We start from the raw sequence: 17,849 nt of genomic DNA on the forward strand, positions 1-17,849 counted from the left end.
TCCGCACTGGCCGGACCGGAGCCTGGTCGTGCTGTATCGGGTCTCACAGAGGCGAACGTTGCATTGACTCGAAGCGGGCTTATTGGCCCATCCGGTAACCTTCGCAGATCGTTCGTCCCTGCGTTCCCTCGCGGGACACCGCCCTCGGATCAGCTCTGACGCTTCACCGCTGGCAAACAGCTTCTACCTTACCTCATGCTTGGAACAAAGTACCATCGCGCAGCATGGCATGCATGATGACCGCGAGGCGGCGTGCGAGCGCGACGCGGGCCTTTTTCAGGCCGCGACGCTTGGCGATCTTCATGGCCCATGTCTTCAGGGCAAAGGTCTCCCGGCTTCGGGTGAGTAGCCCCTAGATTTCTGGACGCCTTCGATCCTAATTTTGAGGACAGGAGGCGATGATGGGAAAGCCCAATTTCAGTGATGAGTTCAAGCGTGATGCGGTGGCCCAGATCACCGAGCGCGGATATCCGGTAGCCGAAGTCTCGCAGCGGCTCGGTGTCAGTCAGCACTCGTTGTATGCGTGGAAGCGACAGCTGGGCCGGCAAGTGTCGGGCGACGCCAGCAAGGATGCCGAGATCCGCCAGTTGAAGCGCGAGCTGGCCCGGGTGACCGAGGAGCGCGACATACTAAAAAACGGTCGTGGGTTTGGCCCGCCTGTGCGCGATAGAAACGGGTCGTGGTATTTGGCGGACGGAGGGTCGCGGCCGATCGCTTATTGGTGGCATGATACCCCGTTAAAAAACGTGGCCCGTGGGCAGTTGCGCACTTGAGAGTGGTGGCGCCGGATTCCGGCGACCCCGGTTAGGAAAATGACGGTTTGCATCGCCCATACCCTCCCATTTTGGAGGAGCTGTGGAATGAGTAGATCAAAATCCGCGAAGGCCGGTGATCTGCCGATGGTTGTGCCCGGTGCGGCGGCCATCGATATCGGCTCGACTATGCACATGGCAGCGGTCAATCCCGATGCTGACGATCGGCCTGTGCGCGCATTCGGCACATTCACCGGCGATCTGCACGTTATGGCTTGCTGGTTCAAAACATGTGGCGTGACCAGCGTGGCGATGGAATCGACCGGCGTCTATTGGATCCCGGCTTTCGAGGTGCTTGAGGAGCACGGCTTCCAGGTCATCCTCGTCAATGCGCGATACGCCAAGAATGTCCCGGGTCGCAAAACCGATGTGAATGATGCGGCCTGGCTTCAGCGCCTGCACAGCTATGGCCTGTTGCGCGGCAGTTTCCGTCCGAAGGCCGAGGTCGCCACCTTGCGCGCCTATATGCGGCAGCGCGAGCGACTGATCGAATATTCGGCCTCGCATATCCAGCACATGCAAAAGGCCCTGATGGAGATGAACGTGCAATTGCACCACGTTGTCTCCGACATAACCGGTGCCACCGGTATGCGGATCATCAGAGCCATCGCGGACGGCGAGCGGAACCCCGTCACGCTTGCCGAGATGCGGAACGTTCGTTGCCATGCGACCGTAGAGACAATCTGCTCCGCATTGACCGGGAACTGGCGTGAAGAGCATATCTTCGCGCTATGCCAATCGCTTGCGCTGTTTGACTTTTACCAGAGCAAGATCGTGGAATGTGACCGCAAGCTGGAGATCGCGCTCCGAGATCTCGAAGACGGCAATGGACACGACACAGCGCGCCTTCCCAAGGCTCGGACCAAGACCGGACAAGTGAATGCGCCGGACTTTGAAGTTCGCTCGGCGCTCTATCGTGTGCTGGGTGTGGACCTGACCCAGATCCACGGCATCGGCCCATCGTTGGCCCTCAAGCTGGTTGGGGAATGCGGCACCGACCTTTCGGCATGGCCAAGCTCGAAGCACTTCACATCATGGCTGTGCCTGGCACCGGGTAATAAGATATCGGGCGGCAAGCTGCTGTCATCGAAGACGCGTCGATCATCGAGCCGCGCTGCTGCGCTTCTGCGCCTTGCCGCAACTACGATTGGCCGGACCGATACGGCGCTGGGCGCATTTTACCGTCGGCTGTCTGCAAGGGCAGGAAAAGCTAAGGCCGTAACCGCCACTGCACGCAAACTCGCCGTATTGTTTTACAACGCGGTGCGGCACGGCATGGCGTACCATGACCCCGGTGCGACACAATACGAAGAGCGCTATCGCAGCCGCGTGATCGGCAATCTGCAACGGCGCGCCAAGGCATTCGGCTTCGTGCTGCAGGAATTACCCGAAGAGCCCGAGATGGCTGTTTCTTAGGAAAGCCACCGCGTATTTCGCTCGAGATGCAAAGTGAGATACGCCTTCATTGCCGAGCATCGCGATCGTTTCTGTGTGCGGGCAATGTGCCGGTGCCTCGCTGTGCAGCCCAGCGGCTTCTATGCCTGGCAGAAGAGCCCGCTGAGCCAGCGGGCTCGGGAAGATGCCCGGCAGACGGAGCTGATCCGGCGAGCCTGGAACGACAGCGGCAAGGTCTATGGCTATCGCAAGCTGCACGATGACCTGCTGGATCATGGCGAGACCTGCTGCCCGAACCGCGTTGCCCGGTTGACCAGACTGGCGGGCATCAAGGCACAGATCGGCTACAAGCGTAGACCCGGCAGCTATGGTGGCAAGCCGTCCCTGGCGGTCGACAACACGCTGGATCGCCAGTTCGACGTGGCTTCGCCAGACCGGGCCTGGGTGACAGACATCACTTATATCCGCACCCTGGAAGGATTCGCCTATCTGGCTGTCGTGATCGACCTCTATTCCCGCCGCGTGGTGGGCTGGTCGATGCAGAGCCGACAGACCACCGATGTCGTGCTGCAGGCGCTGCACATGGCGGTGTGGCGGCGTAAGCCGAAGCACCGGGTGCTGATCCACTCGGACCAGGGCTCGCAGTTCACCAGCATGGACTGGGCTGCCTTCATCCGCGCTCACAATCTTGAGCACTCGATGAGCCGACGTGGCAACTGTCACGACAACGCCGTGGCGGAGAGCTTCTTCTCCTCGCTCAAGCGCGAGCGCATCCGGCGCCGGACCTACAAAACCCGCGAAGAAGCCCGGCAGGACGTGTTCGATTACCTTGAGATGTTCTACAACCCGGTGCGCAAGCAGGTCAGGAATGGAATGCTGTCCCCCGTCGAGTTCGAACGACAGCAGATTTTGAAAGCGGAAGGCGTCTAGAAAACTAGGGGCTACTCAGGGTAAGGTGTCAATCGGCGTCCAAACGGGACCCACTATCGGCGTGCAAAAGGGTACCACCTGTCGCGATGGCGTGGCGTTGATATGGGGCGCGGATTTCGCGCTGGCGCTGGCGTAGGGAGGGCGTAGCCCGACCGGAGGCAGCGCCAGCGCGAAGCAAATTTTTGTCGGGGTTTGGGGCCGGGTCAGTTGCGGTGTTTGAAGCGCCAGCTGTCGTTGCCGGTCTCGATGATATCGCAATGATGTGTGGTGCGGTCGAGCAGCGCGGTGGTCATTTTGGGGTCACCGAACACCGTGGGCCACTCGCCGAATGCCAGGTTGGTGGTGATGATCACCGAGGTCGTTTCGTAAAGCTTGCTCATCAGGTGGAACAAGAGCTGGCCGCCGGAACGGGCGAACGGCAGGTAACCCAGTTCATCGAGTACGACGAGTTCGATGCGGCTCAACTGGGCAGCGAGAGCGCCGGCCTTGCCGATGCGCGCTTCATCCTCGAGCCGGGTGACCAGATCGACGGTGTTGAAGTAGCGGCCACGCGCGCCGGCGCGAACCACGTTGGCGGCAATGGCGATGGCGAGGTGCGTCTTGCCGGTTCCGGTGCCGCCGACCAGCACGATGTTGCGCCTGCCGGGCAGGAATGATCCGGCGTGCAACGCGCGGACCAGGTCCTCGTTGATCGGTGTGCCGTCGAACACGAAGGCATCGAGGTCCTTGATCACCGGCAGCTTGGCGGCGCTCATGCGGTAGCGGATCGAGGCGGCATGACGATGCGCGGCTTCGGCGCGCAACAGATCGGTGAGGATCTCTGGCGTGGTGCGCTGGCGTTGGATGCCGGTGGTCACCGCCTCGTCGAAGGCCCCCGCCATGCCCTTGAGACCCAGAGCCCGCATCGCATCGATCATCTCATGCCGCTGCATTGTGGCCTCGCACCGCTTCACCCTTCAACGTGTCATAGATCGCGCAATCGGCGCGGGGCGGATGCTTGAGCTTGAGATCGACCACGACACTCAGCGGCTGATCCGGTGGTGGTTCGCGGCGGCGCGCCAGGATGTTGAGGATCACTTCGTCGCTGGCAGCGCCGGTATCGAATGCTTCGTTGATCGCGGCCTCTACCGCGTCCAGTCCATCGGTGGATATGGCGGCCAGAACCCGCACAAACCGGCGATCGGCTTCGTCGCTGCTGCCCAGCTTGCGTCGCAATCGCGCCAGCGCAGGCGGCAGAACCCAGTCCTGGAATGGCGCGCCATTACGCAGTGCGCCCGGCTTGTGCACCAGCACCGGCAGATAGTGCCAGGGGTCGTAAATCGTGCGGTCGCGCCCGAAGTGGCGCGTGTGTTCGGCGACAACCTCGTCCCCCATCCGCACGACGATTCGGTCAGCATAGGCGCGCACTTGGACCGCGCACCGCGCCGCCTTGGCCATGACCGAATAGCGGTTGCGGTCAAAGCTGATCAGGCAGGTGCCGGTAACCGCATGGGTGGTCTCGTGGAAGCCGTCGAACGGCGCCAGCATCGGCTGCAGCGCGGGCCGCTCAGCCTCCAGCACCTGCGCAACGGTCATGTCCTTTTGCTCGGGGTGTGGGTGCATCGCCGCCCAGCGCAGGCACTCGGCCTCGAGCCACCCGTTCAGTTCCTCAACGCTGGCAAACTTCAGCCGGGGCTGGAAAAAGCGACCACGGATCGTCTGGACCTGGTTCTCGACCTGACCTTTCTCCCACCCGGCCGCTGGCGAACAAGCCGTGGGCTCGACCATGTAATGATCGGCCATGATCAGAAACCGGCGGTTGAACACCCGCTCCTTGCCGACGAACACCGTCGTCACCGCGGTCTTCATGTTGTCGTAGATGCCCCGCAGCGGCACCCCGCCAAAGAACGCAAATGCACGGGCATGCGCGTCGAACACCATCTCTTGCGTCTCGCGCGGATAGGCCCGGACATAGACCGCCCGCGACGCGCACAGCCGCATATGCGCCACCTTCACACGCATCGGCTTGCCGGCGATCTCCACGTCCTCGTGGCTCCAGTCGAACTGGTACGCCTCGCCGGGCTTGAACAGCAGCGGAATGAAGGCAGACATATCACCGCCAGGATCTTTGCGGCGGGCATCCGCCCAATGCCGTGCGTAGCGGCGCACCGCATCATACGAGCCCTCAAAACCTTCCCGACGCAGCAAATCGTGGATCCGCGTCATCCGAAGGCGGTCGCGCCGATGCCGCGCCTCGTTCTCGCTCAGCAGTATATCGAGCCGTTCCTGAAACGGGCCGAGCCGCGGCCGAGGCTGAACCGTGCGGTGATAGTCAAACGCTCCTTCAGGCGCATTGATCGCCTTGCGCACAACCTTGCGCGACAGCCGCAAATCCCGCGCAATCTCACGGATCCCCTTGCCGCCCGCATGCTCGCGCCTGATCCGCACAACTGTCTCCACAACCAACATCCCGATCTCGCCACCTGGAAAACCAGATCGCTGCCTAAACCATCGGAATGGTGGTTCCCTTTTGGACGCCGATCACCCCGCTATCCGGGCCCTTTTTGCACGCCGATCCACATGCCGGGTGGTGCGGCCGTCGATGGCCGAGCGCCGGTTGGCGGTGTTTTGTGCGACATGGGGCGTCACGTTCAACGCGCGCAGATTGGCGACGAAATCGGCGGTGTCGTAGGCTTTGTAGCTTCGCTGAACTTCGCTTCAGCGCCCAGCGTGATGCGGTGGCAACCGTCCAGACGCTCCAGCATGGTCAACGCCGCCTCGCGCCCGCAGCCGCCAAACGGCCCAGGTTCGACAACCCTGTCGGCCGCAGTCCGGCTTTCAACCAGCAAACCGGGTAGCTGCAGGCTACTGCCCATGCTTACGAGGCCATCGACCTGAGTTCCGTACTGGGCCCCGTTAGCTTTCCATTAGCTTTTACGACCCAAAGCGCGGAAAGGTCAAATTCGCAGAGGATGTGAAGCAGACACCGTTTGCGCCGATTCACATCACCACCGAATTCCAGTCAAACTCGCCAACCCGCATTCATAATATATACAAATAATTTTGCCACCCCAAATGTATTGGGGTGGCAAAATCGGTGAAATCAAAATTTAGAAATTAAATTTGTTATCTTGTATACTGCATCGCCGGTTATTCTTACAAATGATCGCCGATTATCATTAGGATCATCGATCCGGACGATTAAACCGCGCTCCTCAAGAACGCTCAGCCATCGCAGAGCAGTTGTTGCTGGAACACAAGCAGCTGCACATGCGCTAGTAATACTAATCTTTTTTCCCTCAACTTCGGATATATACAGATCCAAAAGGATATCCCAAGCTGGATCCGCAAATATTCCTTTAGGGAATATATCATCTCTTCGACGCCTAAAGCGATAAAAAGCCTTGGCAATCTCTTTGCAGTCTTTGAACTCCATCCATTGCTTGACGGCGTTGTCATTTGCGTTCGCCGCACAAGGTGGATTTCTCGTCGCGGACAATCCTGCGTTTTCCGACAGCAGTCCCATACCCCCCCCGCTATCTAACTTGATGGGTCACGCCCACCATGCTCGCCTCGACCATTCAAGCCCAATCCCCAGGCTTGAATGTCAAGTGAATGTTACGTTAATTTTCTGCAAGCAAGAGTCTATTGCCCTTTTGGCTGAAACCTGAAGATAAGTTCCAAATAGCTGATTAAGCTTTTAATTTTTTTTGGTACTCGTGAGGGCATTCGCGTTCGCCCGCTCGGGGAAGGTTAACGAAGCAATTTCTGCCACCTGTTGAGTGACAGCGTCACGCGCAAGTTCCAAATTCGCGGCCACCAAAGTCAGATGGAAGCGATCGGCAAGGGCCACAAGGCCTCGCAATGTGTCGTCGATTTCGCCGCAGACCTTGATCAGATTTTCGTCGGATTTCACCTTCGATCCCCATTGCTTCGCAAGTCAGGCAAATGGCCACAGCGACCAACCTTTGATCGCGTTAATCCACTCAGCTTAGCCCTCACTTATCCGTATGATGCGATGATCGCTGATGCAGCCAATCAGATTAGTGACGATTTGGTTACAATTATGAGCTTCGCCGGAAATGGAGGGCCACAACTCCCACCGCGCTATTTACCATGTCTTAACTTTTATCGCCAATTTGGTCGAGTCTTTGGAAATTTTAAAATATTGTTACACTTCAATATTTTAGGCTGTAGATCTGTAATTGCAGAGCTAGGCGGTGCGATCCCTTGAGGGTTTCATGGATCTGTCCGCACTGGCCGGACCGGAGCCTGGTCGTGCTGTATCGGGTCTCACAGAGGCGAACGTTGCATTGACTCGAAGCGGGCTTATTGGCCCATCCGGTAACCTTCGCAGATCGTTCGTCCCTGCGTTCCCTCGCGGGACACCGCCCTCGGATCAGCTCTGACGCTTCACCGCTGGCAAACAGCTTCTACCTTACTGAGGTGGTCCCGCCTTCCTGGACAGGTCTGCGGCAAAGTTAAGCTCAAACAAGACTTTCCAAACACGGCCGCGCAACTCGGCAAAAACCAGCGCAGCGGCCAGCTCGCCGATTGCCCACGATCACATGGCCGCACAAACCATCGGGCAGCGGCTACCAGCTTTTGCTTGTTGTTCGGGCGGACCATAAAGGTTTATCACTCCACAAGGCCCCTTGATCGCTCAAACTCCCGATCACATCCATGCGATCAACGCCGAACGTTGAAATTCAATAAATAAAATCAAATTATAAAATTATATTATACTTACGAATATCAGTGAAACTAGGCCAAAAAGACTTTTCTTTGAGCCAACATTGGACGATTTATTACGCGATTTTTCAGGTGCCACCAATTCTTTATATATATCTTTTTCTGAATTTTTCACAGGCTTTTCGATTTTCTTCGTGGCGGAATCATACGAGGAAATCTGCTGCGCATCTGCCGTGACAGGGGAGCAGATAACTAACATCACTGCGGCCAGGGCCAACTTTGCTGAAATCTTCATGAGCGCCTCCTACGTCTCCCTTTAAACATTCATTTTGGATATCACCGATAAGGAATTGTACGTAATCTACGAAATGTCTGATTTTGATACAGTTTCTGAAAATTTATTACCGAAAATCTGATAGCGATTAATCTCCCCGAATGGGAAACATGCTTATTTTTCGCCAGAATGGATGCATTGGAATGGAATATTCCAAGGAGGTCTGGCCTAGCGACATTGCGCGAGATGACGGTTAACACGGGTTTGGTAAGGCGCACCTCGCCCCTGACTGCCTTCGCGAAATGGGCGCTGACCCCTCTTGGTCTTGCCACTTCTGCCTCTACCCTTGCCGAAATCATCCTTCGAGGGCGGGATGTGCGAATTCTTCGAGGTCTTGTGCGGCTTGCCCACCAGCGCCTCGAGTTCCGAAATCCGCCCGGCCATCCGCTCAATCATCTCGTACTGCGCAAGCAGCAGATCGTTCTTCTCGGCTTCGGTCAGGACATGAAGCGAGGGCGGTGCCATGGGTAGTTTGAATCATCGCCTGCCAGGCCGCGCAAGCCCTTTTTGCCAACCACCTGAGCAGTTACTCGAGCCTTCCCGAAAGACCAATGAAACGAGACTTTCCTGTCGCCAGCCGTTTCGGACGTTGCGCCGCGGCAGGGACACAACTCCAGCAGCTGCCACTCGTGACCTTCAGTCGGGGCAAATTTTCAACAATGCCCAAAATCGTTCATGATTCATCCAATCATGATCAACATAAAATCCGAATGAATCTTATAAAATTGATTTCAAACGACAAAAATTTTTAGGCGAATGTCACATCCAAATTCGAACATATTATCGTCCAATATAGATTCAACTAAAATTTCCATTCCCATGCCTGCGTGTAACGTAACGAATTCCTGATTCTATTTTATTTCTATAAATCCTGGAAATCGTCATGGGTATGAAAAATAACGTTCGAATTTCATGCATATTCATTATTTTGAATATCGTAATTTTCAATGCACCTAGCGGATTTTGCCAACAATTTGCATATTCTCATAATATAGATAATGTTTCTAACATAAAATTCGATCTTGTTGAAGGCAAAAAAGATGCATCAGATGCATCTCTCGTGCCGCGATCCTTTGATCTTCCCGAAGATAGCAAAGTGGATGAACCATATATTGATCAAAAAAAAGAACAGAATTACAAAAATATGCGTAAAAATTTAAGATCTTTAGAAATAATATATCAAACACTTAATTTTCTTGACGCAATACAAACTATTGGATGCATGCAAAAGTCTGGATGCCAAGAAAAAAACCCTCTTTTCGGAAATCATCCTTCAGTAGGTAAAATTATTGCAATTAAATCTCTCGCAGGATTGATACACTACTCAGCATATAAACATGGAATTAAACGTGACGATCGCCTAAAATATACGCTTTCTATGGAGATCATTTCCATTGCCGTACAAGGGACAGTCGTCGGCTTGAATTTCAGAGCCATAATTTAATCCATAACTACATTAAGCTTTCAATATAATTACACAAAATTCGAATTATCACCGTAAAAGTGACAATACTTTAATATTCGCACACATAGTTCGCTGACGGTCGCCATTGTCATCTAGAAACATCTACGCACAACCCACCTTCGCCCAGAAATTACAGATCCCTGAGCCTAGTGTAAATGCTGATCGATATTCCTCAGAAGTGCTGGTGCAAAAATCCCCAGCGCGGATTTGGTAATCCGCCATTGAGATGATCGACAGCTCCATTTTTAGGCGGCCTGCCTCGGCGCCTCGGGGCGGGCGGTGAGGTGAGATTGGCTTGGACGCGTGTATGCTCGGGGATCAGATCAGCATGTTGCCGCAATCGTTAACTTGCGCCTTCGATCTGAACGAAGACGGCATGGTGAAGCAATCGGTCCAGTAGCGCGGTGGCCAAGACGGTCACCGAAGACTTCGCGCCACTCGGCGAAGCCGCGGTTGGAGGTTCAGATCAGTGCGCCCTTTTCATAGCGGGTGTTTACGAGCCGGAAGAAGAGGTTAGCCCCGCCTGGGGTAATGGGCAGGTAGCCGATTTCGTCGACGATCAGCAGCGACGCGCGGGTGTAGAAGCGGATTTTTCGACCAGACGACCTTCGCGCTCCGCTTTGGTAAGCGCTTCGATCAATCCGGCCAGCGAACAGCGATAAACGCTGCGCCCAGCTTTGACTGCTGCCACTTCGATGGCGGTGGCCAGATGGGATTTGCCTATACCGGCGGCCCGAGAAAATGGAGAACTTTCGCGCGGTTGATGCTTCGCATCGGACCGGCAATCCGGAGATACATATACATACATACATACACCTCATGCGCCAAGGCATAGCAACGTCCTGTGGGTTAGAACGAATGCTAGCCGCACTCATTGAGGCTGGATGGCAGGGAAACTGGCGTTTTTCCGCGATTTTACTAGCTTGCGGTTCCCACCCTCATTTTTACCTGCGTTTGCTATCGAAGTTCTCCGCCACCTCGCAAAGGCGAAGTAGCGGCTCAACCTCCGCACCGTCCCCGCATTCCCGGTCTGGGCGCGGTCGATGGGATAGATGGCCACAGGATCGGGCGTGACCATGGCAGCGGCTGAACGCGTCGACACGTTTCAGCTCCATCCGGCTAGGCAGTTAATGGCGAATCTAAAAGCGGCGCGATCAGAAACGCGATCACAAGGATGGCGCTGATCCCGACCCACGGACAATCATCCGCATCCTCACATTGATTGCGAAGGCTGGTCAGCGCACACCATGCTGATCGACGCGACGATCGTAAAGATGACGCGCACTTCACCGATATTGAGGCCCACACGATCGTGCGCGCGATGGACAATGCGAACGCCAATCCGCGGATCACCGGGCTACGCCAACAAGCTCGCTGGCGGGGTCTCAATGCCGCAGCGAATGCCGCCACGGTCGCCTTCTCGATGGCCTGATCCTGCGACGAAGTGGACGAGGTGCTATATTCAAAGGCAAAATCAGAGTTATCCAGACCAGCTCCTAAAAAATACTCAAGTAAATATAAAATATAGTTTTATTATTCTCAAAAAATATAAAATTTAGATTACGTGATTTTATTATTTAATATACATTATTTCTATCATATTTGCCGTTAAATTTGCATATTCGCTACTTCGCCATAACTTATTATAAACAGATCAATCTGATCCGAAAAGATCTCTGGTGAATACTTTTTCGTAAGCATCGGCCAGTTCATCTGATGCGCGGTTGGCAATGATTACGTCGCATTCACGCTTGAAGGAATCAAGATCGCGCACCACGCGCGATCCGAAGAATCGTTCTTCGTCCAAAGCAGGCTCGTAAATAACCACTTCGATGCCTTTCGCTTTGATCCGCTTCATGATTCCTTGAATCGAGGATTGGCGGAAGTTGTCTGACCCGGCTTTCATCACCAGGCGAAACACGCCAACCTTGCTGGGACAACGCTGGATGATCTGGTCTGCTAGAAAATCTTTGCGAGTCCGATTGGCATCGACGATGGCACGGATCAAGTTCTGCGGCACGTCGAAATAATTGGCCAGCAACTGCTTGGTGTCCTTCGGCAAGCAGTAGCCGCCGTAGCCGAAACTTGGATTGTTGTAGTGTGCGCCGATGCGAGGATCCAAGCCAACGCCGCGAATGATCTGGCGCGTGTCCATGCCGCCAGCGATGGCGTAGCTGTCAAGTTCGTTGAAGAACGCCACACGCATGGCCAGATAGGTATTGGCAAACAGCTTGATCGCCTCTGCCTCGGCGAGCCCAGTGAACAGGACTTCGACATCCTTGTTCACGGCGCCTTCGCGCAGCAATTCGGCAAAGACACGCGCGCGCTCAGATTCCTCACCCACGATGATGCGCGAAGGGTGGAGATTGTCATAGAGCGCCCGGCCTTCCCGTAGGAACTCTGGACTGAAGATCACCTGGTCGGTAGCCAGGCGCTGGCGCACGTCGGCTACGAAGCCCACCGGGATGGTGGACTTGATCACCACAGTGGCAGTCGGGTTATGCTCCTTCACCAGCCGGATGACCGTTTCCACCGATGAGGTGTCAAACTTGTTGGTTTCAACGTCGTAGTTGGTCGGCGTGGCAACGACCACATATTCAGCGCCTTCCAGCGCAGCGACGGAATCGAGCGTTGCGCTAAGCGTGAGCGGTCGGGTGGCGAAGAAATCCTCGAGTTCAGCATCCACGATCGGCGATTGCCGCGCATTCACCTTGGCCACTCGATCGGCCGAAAGATCTACAGCAATCACTTCGTTATGCTGCGCCAGCAGCACGGCATTAGCCAGCCCGACATAGCCAAGCCCGAAAACGGCGATCTTCATGCGAGAATACTCTCCAAAAGGAATTCAGCTTCAAGGGTTTGCATCACCGGATGATACATTCTGGCGACTTGGTCCACCTGCCGCACCCTCCTGATACGCGGAGTTGATGCCGCTCCTCGAAAATAGCCGGCTATTTCTCGAAGCCTCCCCGGACATTCCGCAGTGGAGCAACACCGTCAAGGCAGCACCCTGCACTTGCCCAATACCGTGCACGGGCATCATGCACTCGCAGGCAAATTCCGCACCAATTCCAGCGTCTGAGCATTAAGGCTGGCCGCTCGGCTGGCAGTCGCACTCTCGGTATAGACGCGCAATTCTGGCGCATTACCGCTCGGGCGCAGGTGGATGATATCGCCGTCGGCAAACGTCACCCGCAGGCCGTCTGTCTTATCGAAAGTTACAGCCTTGCCAGCGAGTTTCCCAAGAAGCTCGGTTAGCCGCGTCAGTACTGCTTCGTCTTTACCAGCTTCGAGGCGCGCGATCAGCGCATGACTCTGCTCGGTCGGATAGCCCTGCAGGCGGTCACTATGGGTATAGCGTTGGGGCAGTTGGGCCTGGAGCGCTGAAAGCGACAATCCCTTGGCATGTGCAGCAGCTAGAACCGCGACCATTGGTAGGACGGCATCGCGCGTCGGCAGCGCCGCGAGCGTTCGACCACAGGCCGTTGCCGCGGTGCCGAGCAGGAAACCACCGTTGGCTTCATAGCCGCAGGCAGCAAGGCCGTCCGCTAGCAACTCATCCATTGCCTCGATCACGAAGGGGGAACCGATGCGCGTGCGCCGCACTTCGCGGAACTGCTGCGACGCCTCTAGCGCGGTGTTCGAGCTGACGGGCGTAGCCACTGCTTCCAGCTTCAGCGCCTGTGCACATAGAATTCCGAGCACATCTCCGCGCATCCACGTGCCGTTTTCATCGGCCAGAAGTGGCCGATCCGAGTCGCCATCGGTAGAAAGTATTGCATCTAGTCCGTACTGAGCAACCCACAGCTTGGCCAATTCGACATCTTCGGGGCGGACTGCCTCCGTATCAACCGGAATGAATTTTTCCGAACGTCCGAGCAACACCACCTCGGCCCCCAGGCCTGAGACAATCTGGGCAAGAATATCGCGCCCCACTGCGGAGTGCTGATAAACACCGAGCTTCATACCCTCGAGTGCCTCGCTCCCAAAAAAGTCCAGGTAACGCGCTACGTAAGGAACGGCCGCATCGGCAATTTCGGGCGCAGCGGGCGCGGCGCGCAACATGCCTACAGCATCGAACAAGTCGGGCAAGACCACGTTCTGAGCGCGAATTGCGGCCTCGTCCGGCTTGAGCACCTCGCCGTTGGCGCGGTTGAACTTGATCCCGTTGCGATCGTCCGGAATATGGCTGCCTGTAACCATGAGCGAAGGGATGCCTCGCGCGAAGCCGAACGCGGCCACGGCCGGCGACGGCACCAAGCCACAATCAACCAGTTGCCCTCCCATGTGAGCGATTGCAGCACGACAGGCAGCCATGATCCGTGCTGTCGAAGGCCGCAGGTCCCCGGCAATAGCGACTCCACTTCCTGGCGCAAAGTGACCAATTTTAGCCATGTGCTGCAGAAATGCGCAAGTATAAGTGAAGCATACTTCATCTGTCATGGCCGTAACCAAGCCACGCGCACCGCTAGTGCCAAAAGCCACGCCAGAGCGCGCCATCACATCGGTCACCGCCACTGTCTGCGTCATAGAACCTCGCTTTTCCTAAACCACAAGCCGATTTATCCGGCGGTGAGAAACGCCCCAGCTCGGGCGCCGTGTTAAGCCAAAGGACGCGGTTCGCATATGCAAAATTTGCGCCGCTTCCAAGGGCTCTCGCCATCGTTCACCCAAACGGCGAAGGTGCCGAATTGTGCCGTTGCAAAGTGCCTTGCATCGCAACCCAGCCCGTACCCAGGTTCAAGGTGCCTTAGCCCAGAGTGTATGATCGTGCCCCATGGCGTGGTGTAGCTTATCTGGGCCACCGCCGATTTCAGCATCAGCTTGAGCCGGTCATGCGCCGGGCACAGCCGAGAGCATGACGATGGGAGTGTCGCTCACGGGCGCCATGGTTTAGCTGCGCTGGCCTATGGCTCAAGCGACATGTACCGCCCATTCGTCAGACTGTTCCATGAGTATGGCGCCGATCAGGCGTGTGATTGCCGCTTCGTTGGGGAAGATGCCGACGACCTCGGTGCGGCGCTTGATCTCGCCGTTCAGGCGCTCGATGGGATTCGTACTGTGCAGCTTGGCGCGGTGCTCCTTGGGGAACGTCATGTCGGCGAGCACGTCGGGTTCGGCGTCGTCCATCAACGCGGCGAGTTTTGGCAGTTTTGGGCGCATTTGATCGGCAACGGAACGCCATTGCTGACTGGCGGCCTCGGGTGTCTCCTGAGCAAAGGCGGTGCCGATGAATGCCGAGACGACGCGGCGTCCGCTCTTGCCAGCGCGGGCCAACGCGTTGCGCATGAAGTGACGCGGCAGCGCTGCCAGCTCGCGCACAGCAGCTTGGAGACCGCCGCCTTGATGCCTTCATGAGCATCGGAGATCACCAGCTTCACCCCACGCAGGCCCCAGCGCGTCAGCTTGCGCAGAAACGCGGTCCAGAAGGGTTCGGCTTCCGACGGGCCGATATCCATACCCAGCACTTCGCGGCGACCGTCGCTGTTGACGCCCACCGCGATGATCACCGCGACCGAGACGATGCGCCCATTCTGGCGGACTTTGACATAGGTGGCGTCGATCCACAGGTAAGGCCAGTCGCCCTCGATCGGACGATCGAGGAAGGCATGCACCTTTTGGTCGAGCTCTTCGCACAGGCGGCTGACCTGGCTTTTGGAGATGCCATCCATGCCGAGGGCTTTGACCAGGTCATCGACCGAGCGCGTCGAGATGCCATGCACATAGGCTTCCTGGATGACCGCCGTCAGCGCCCGCTCGGCCCTCCGGCGCGGCTCCAGAAAGCCGGGAAAATAGCTGCCTCCTTCGGCAAGCTCAGGACAGGCTTGCGCAACTTGGGGATGCGCAGTTCCACCGCTCCCGCGCGGGTTTGCCAGTCGCGGTCGCGATAGCCGTTGCGCTGGACAAGCCGATCGGCGGACTTCTCGCCGTGGCCCGCACCCGTCAGGCCGCCGACCTCCATCTCCATCAACCGCCCGGCGGCAAACGAGATCATCTCGCGCAAAATATCCGCGTCAGGGGCCTTCTCGACCAGCGCGCGCAGGTGCACCATGGAATCGGTCATCGTGGTTCTCCAGGTTCGAGCTTCGCAACCCAAACCTAGCCGAAAATCACGGTGACCACCCGCGCTGCAGGCCTCAGATCCTACACCACGTCCCGGGACGCGACCGAGTGTATTGATCACCACCAGGCATGTCGGTTGCGTGCAAAGCCAAGGCGGTGCTCGTCGAGATTAACAGCGGCCGCGGCAGATGACAACGCGAGACGAATCCTTCCTGGAACCGAACGTTATCACGATCGGCTCGACGTATTATTATAATAGATCAAAATTGTCGACAACTACAGGCAAGATAAAAGTTTGTCCCGTATAGCATTGGTCTTCCGCTCGGTGAAACGAGACAAGAAGAAACAAGCAGACAGAATAATGACCACCAGGAAAAATAGCCACCCTATAGATAGCAAGTTTGGCCTTTGGGCAAAAGGTATGCCAAAGACAACTTTCGCCACCGCTACAGCAAACAAGACCATCGGAAAATGGAACAGGTAGGTCGAGTATGAAAAATCTGCCAATGTCCGATGCAAGACACCAAAGGCAAGTGGCCGCTGCCGATTTGAGCAAGCCACAGTAGCAATTGCGAAACCAAGTCCAACGATGAAATCGTTGAAAGCGAACACCAGCTGGCTGCCCCCACTAGCACCGGTGGATGGATGCTGAATGCGCACGTAAGTTAGTACACTGAACATAATCACCAGCCCCAACCAAAATGGCGGCTTCCACAGATTTGACCTGTTGTATAGGCAGGCCATAATCCCCATAAACCAAATTGGTGCAAGCATGATAATTTCATGCGGCAAGTTCGTAATGATAACTACAAACACCACCGCTCCAACCACGCGAGCGACAACATGACGCCGAGTCGCGGCGACCATCACTGCGGCAAATAAGCAATAATACCACCACTCATAAGCAAGGCTCCACAATGGACCATTGCTCCCGAAAACATGAACGATGCTTCCATCGAGCGTTTGTAACATAAGAATGTTACCGAGAAACGTCCGGATGTTCAGGTTATCTGCGACAACGAATTGCAACGAAGCAATCGGACTAGTGGCACCCGCGTTATAGATCGCATCCTGGTTGAGAAATCTAAGCCCGATTAGATCGAGAAGTCCACCGAGGACCAATGCCGGGATCAACACGGTGTAGATGCGGCTGGCACGGTGGGCGGCAAAGCGCGCCAGATGAAAGCCGCGCTCGGGAAGGCGGGTTACTGTTAGCCCCCCTACTAGATATCCGCTGATGACAAAAAAGATCATCACGGCAGCATGGCCGAAACCGGTGACAAAATAGATCAATTTGAAAAGGACGCCGCGGACCTCGGTTTGATTGGGGCTCAGTAATATCAGGAGCCGCACGTGATAGATCAGCACCATTAGTGCGGCGATCCAGCGGGAGGCGTCGAAAAATGATGAAAGCCCTTTGCTCACCGTGCCGAGACCTCATAGAGACGATCAGCGACGAACGCGCTTGACCATGAAGCGGAGTGGGTTGCCACTGCGTGCGGCTGCGAACAAAATAAGATCAAATTGTCTGCGCATGCCATGACGCGTTCCCTGCGATTTATTCGGCGATGCCGCAATTAGCAGGGACCATCAAGACGTTTGGCACACCTGCTCATGCCCTGACAGGCTCCGGAAACTGACGTAGCAGAGATCAGCTTCGGCCTCGCCTTTTTGCTTTTTTTCCAGCCGCCGGCGTCAGGCAATCTTGCTGGCGAGGCCTGGCGCTGTGAGGCACTTTCCTATGCTGCCTGCAATAGTTTTGCCAAGGCAAGGAGGTGGGGAGACGGTGGCAGCGCGTGTGAACAACTATCCGGCGTGCTGCCGACCAGGGCAGCGGATTTTGCGCGTAGTATTGCAGGTCTTTGTTCATCCGAACACGGACGTCGGCAATTGATGGCCGATTGCAAGTCGGCAGGTGATTTGGGTCGATGCAGGGTGGCATCCATTTCGGTTGTGGGCGTGACGAAGGACGCGATATCGCGGTTCTTCTCTACCCCAGCCTCGTCTGATGCCACCCACATGCGCTCCAACGTAGTCTATCCGGACCATTTGTCCTGCGGCGGATGGCATGGGCAAGCTCCGGTTAGCGCAACAGGCGCTAGCGGATTTCATAAGGCCATGGAGCATTGGGCACAGCCTGCTTCCCAACTGCTGAACTGCTAGATGGGGTAACGGTCCG

At 56.2% G+C, this 17,849-nt stretch carries 14 protein-coding genes and 6 pseudogenes; 5 read left to right on the plus strand and 15 right to left on the minus strand.

Features of this window, described 5'->3' with window-relative positions:
- Positions 1 to 193: 193 nt before the first annotated feature.
- Positions 194 to 349 (minus strand): annotated as a pseudogene (locus tag H926_RS34550) (IS110 family transposase); the annotation flags it as partial.
- A gap of 52 nt (positions 350 to 401) precedes the next feature.
- On the opposite strand from H926_RS34550, the pseudogene H926_RS26300 reads away from it, so the two are divergent.
- The 3 genes and pseudogenes from H926_RS26300 to H926_RS0108030 all read left to right on the plus strand — a co-directional run.
- Positions 402 to 641 (plus strand): annotated as a pseudogene (locus H926_RS26300) (transposase); the annotation flags it as partial.
- 219 nt (positions 642 to 860) lie between these two features.
- Positions 861 to 2,228: an IS110 family transposase gene (locus tag H926_RS0108025; protein ID WP_022675838.1), complete on the plus strand. Its 1,368-nt coding sequence runs from the start codon at positions 861 to 863 to the stop codon at positions 2,226 to 2,228.
- Positions 2,229 to 3,137, plus strand: a pseudogene (locus H926_RS0108030) (IS3 family transposase); the annotation flags it as partial.
- A gap of 203 nt (positions 3,138 to 3,340) precedes the next feature.
- Here H926_RS0108030 and istB read toward each other — a convergent pair.
- The 7 genes and pseudogenes from istB to H926_RS0108060 all read right to left on the minus strand — a co-directional run bounded on the left by istB (position 3,341) and on the right by H926_RS0108060 (position 8,607).
- The gene (istB, locus tag H926_RS0108035) at positions 3,341 to 4,069 is read right to left on the minus strand and encodes an IS21-like element helper ATPase IstB (RefSeq protein WP_028657746.1); all 729 of its coding nucleotides are present in this window, start codon (positions 4,067 to 4,069) and stop codon (positions 3,341 to 3,343) included.
- Complete coding sequence (gene istA / locus H926_RS0108040; RefSeq protein ID WP_028657747.1) at positions 4,056 to 5,585, minus strand: IS21 family transposase; 1,530 nt, start codon at positions 5,583 to 5,585, stop codon at positions 4,056 to 4,058. Before istA ends, istB begins: the two co-directional genes overlap by 14 nt.
- Before the next feature lie 111 nt (positions 5,586 to 5,696).
- Positions 5,697 to 5,911: pseudogene (locus H926_RS31625) on the minus strand (IS5/IS1182 family transposase); the annotation flags it as partial.
- Between the two features lie 308 nt (positions 5,912 to 6,219).
- Positions 6,220 to 6,642 (minus strand): MarR family winged helix-turn-helix transcriptional regulator, encoded by a 423-nt coding sequence (locus tag H926_RS32315; RefSeq protein WP_148291669.1) that lies wholly within the window; start codon positions 6,640 to 6,642, stop codon positions 6,220 to 6,222.
- A gap of 174 nt (positions 6,643 to 6,816) precedes the next feature.
- Positions 6,817 to 7,032 (minus strand): hypothetical protein, encoded by a 216-nt coding sequence (locus H926_RS0108050; RefSeq protein WP_022675840.1) that lies wholly within the window; start codon positions 7,030 to 7,032, stop codon positions 6,817 to 6,819.
- 819 nt (positions 7,033 to 7,851) lie between these two features.
- Positions 7,852 to 8,103: a hypothetical protein gene (locus H926_RS32320; protein WP_148291670.1), complete on the minus strand. Its 252-nt coding sequence runs from the start codon at positions 8,101 to 8,103 to the stop codon at positions 7,852 to 7,854.
- A gap of 207 nt (positions 8,104 to 8,310) precedes the next feature.
- Positions 8,311 to 8,607, minus strand: a complete 297-nt coding sequence (locus tag H926_RS0108060) for a DUF6444 domain-containing protein (RefSeq protein ID WP_022675841.1) — start codon at positions 8,605 to 8,607, stop codon at positions 8,311 to 8,313.
- Between the two features lie 418 nt (positions 8,608 to 9,025).
- Between H926_RS0108060 and H926_RS32325 the strand changes: the two genes are divergently transcribed.
- Positions 9,026 to 9,586: a hypothetical protein gene (locus tag H926_RS32325; protein ID WP_148291671.1), complete on the plus strand. Its 561-nt coding sequence runs from the start codon at positions 9,026 to 9,028 to the stop codon at positions 9,584 to 9,586.
- A 364-nt stretch (positions 9,587 to 9,950) separates the two neighbouring features.
- On the opposite strand, the gene H926_RS35470 is transcribed toward H926_RS32325, so the two are convergent.
- Both H926_RS35470 and H926_RS35480 read right to left on the minus strand, forming a co-directional pair.
- Positions 9,951 to 10,028 carry an ATP-binding protein gene (locus tag H926_RS35470; RefSeq protein ID WP_305809471.1) on the minus strand — a complete coding sequence of 26 codons (78 nt, stop codon included), beginning with the start codon at positions 10,026 to 10,028 and terminating at the stop codon, positions 9,951 to 9,953.
- Between the two features lie 40 nt (positions 10,029 to 10,068).
- Positions 10,069 to 10,415: pseudogene (locus tag H926_RS35480) on the minus strand (ATP-binding protein).
- A 414-nt stretch (positions 10,416 to 10,829) separates the two neighbouring features.
- Here H926_RS35480 and H926_RS32330 point away from each other — a divergent pair.
- Positions 10,830 to 11,039, plus strand: a complete 210-nt coding sequence (locus H926_RS32330; protein WP_148291672.1) for a hypothetical protein — start codon at positions 10,830 to 10,832, stop codon at positions 11,037 to 11,039.
- Positions 11,040 to 11,261: 222 nt separating this feature from the next.
- Here H926_RS32330 and H926_RS0108080 read toward each other — a convergent pair whose 3' ends face one another.
- The 5 genes and pseudogenes from H926_RS0108080 to H926_RS0108100 form a co-directional block, all read right to left on the minus strand.
- Positions 11,262 to 12,428 (minus strand): nucleotide sugar dehydrogenase, encoded by a 1,167-nt coding sequence (locus H926_RS0108080; protein WP_022675845.1) that lies wholly within the window; start codon positions 12,426 to 12,428, stop codon positions 11,262 to 11,264.
- A gap of 218 nt (positions 12,429 to 12,646) precedes the next feature.
- Positions 12,647 to 14,137 (minus strand): phosphomannomutase, encoded by a 1,491-nt coding sequence (locus H926_RS0108085; RefSeq protein WP_022675846.1) that lies wholly within the window; start codon positions 14,135 to 14,137, stop codon positions 12,647 to 12,649.
- 384 nt (positions 14,138 to 14,521) lie between these two features.
- Positions 14,522 to 15,387 (minus strand): annotated as a pseudogene (locus H926_RS30765) (IS256 family transposase).
- Positions 15,354 to 15,671, minus strand: coding sequence for a transposase (locus H926_RS35550; protein WP_371256227.1), 318 nt, complete (start codon positions 15,669 to 15,671; stop codon positions 15,354 to 15,356). The pseudogene H926_RS30765 and the gene H926_RS35550 overlap by 34 nt, the downstream one beginning before the upstream one ends.
- 275 nt (positions 15,672 to 15,946) lie before the next feature.
- Positions 15,947 to 17,095 (minus strand): acyltransferase, encoded by a 1,149-nt coding sequence (locus tag H926_RS0108100; RefSeq protein WP_082209067.1) that lies wholly within the window; start codon positions 17,093 to 17,095, stop codon positions 15,947 to 15,949.
- Positions 17,096 to 17,849: the final 754 nt, after the last annotated feature.

It is taken from the genome of Novosphingobium sp. B-7 (genome assembly GCF_000410615.1).
GTDB classification, from domain to species: domain Bacteria; phylum Pseudomonadota; class Alphaproteobacteria; order Sphingomonadales; family Sphingomonadaceae; genus Novosphingobium; species Novosphingobium capsulatum.

What these genes read in the sequence shown, in the direction of transcription:
- H926_RS32320 (WP_148291670.1), bottom strand. Translation starts at nt 8,103, where the DNA reads ATGAAGATTTCAGCAAAGTTGGCCCTGGCCGCAGTGATGTTAGTTATC.
- H926_RS0108080 (WP_022675845.1), bottom strand. Translation starts at nt 12,428, where the DNA reads ATGAAGATCGCCGTTTTCGGGCTTGGCTATGTCGGGCTGGCTAATGCC.
- istB (WP_028657746.1), bottom strand. Translation starts at nt 4,069, where the DNA reads ATGCAGCGGCATGAGATGATCGATGCGATGCGGGCTCTGGGTCTCAAG.
- H926_RS32315 (WP_148291669.1), bottom strand. Translation starts at nt 6,642, where the DNA reads ATGGGACTGCTGTCGGAAAACGCAGGATTGTCCGCGACGAGAAATCCA.
- istA (WP_028657747.1), bottom strand. Translation starts at nt 5,585, where the DNA reads ATGTTGGTTGTGGAGACAGTTGTGCGGATCAGGCGCGAGCATGCGGGC.
- H926_RS32325 (WP_148291671.1), top strand. Translation starts at nt 9,026, where the DNA reads ATGGGTATGAAAAATAACGTTCGAATTTCATGCATATTCATTATTTTG.
- H926_RS35550 (WP_371256227.1), bottom strand. Translation starts at nt 15,671, where the DNA reads ATGACCGATTCCATGGTGCACCTGCGCGCGCTGGTCGAGAAGGCCCCT.
- H926_RS0108025 (WP_022675838.1), top strand. Translation starts at nt 861, where the DNA reads ATGAGTAGATCAAAATCCGCGAAGGCCGGTGATCTGCCGATGGTTGTG.
- H926_RS0108085 (WP_022675846.1), bottom strand. Translation starts at nt 14,137, where the DNA reads ATGACGCAGACAGTGGCGGTGACCGATGTGATGGCGCGCTCTGGCGTG.
- H926_RS0108060 (WP_022675841.1), bottom strand. Translation starts at nt 8,607, where the DNA reads ATGGCACCGCCCTCGCTTCATGTCCTGACCGAAGCCGAGAAGAACGAT.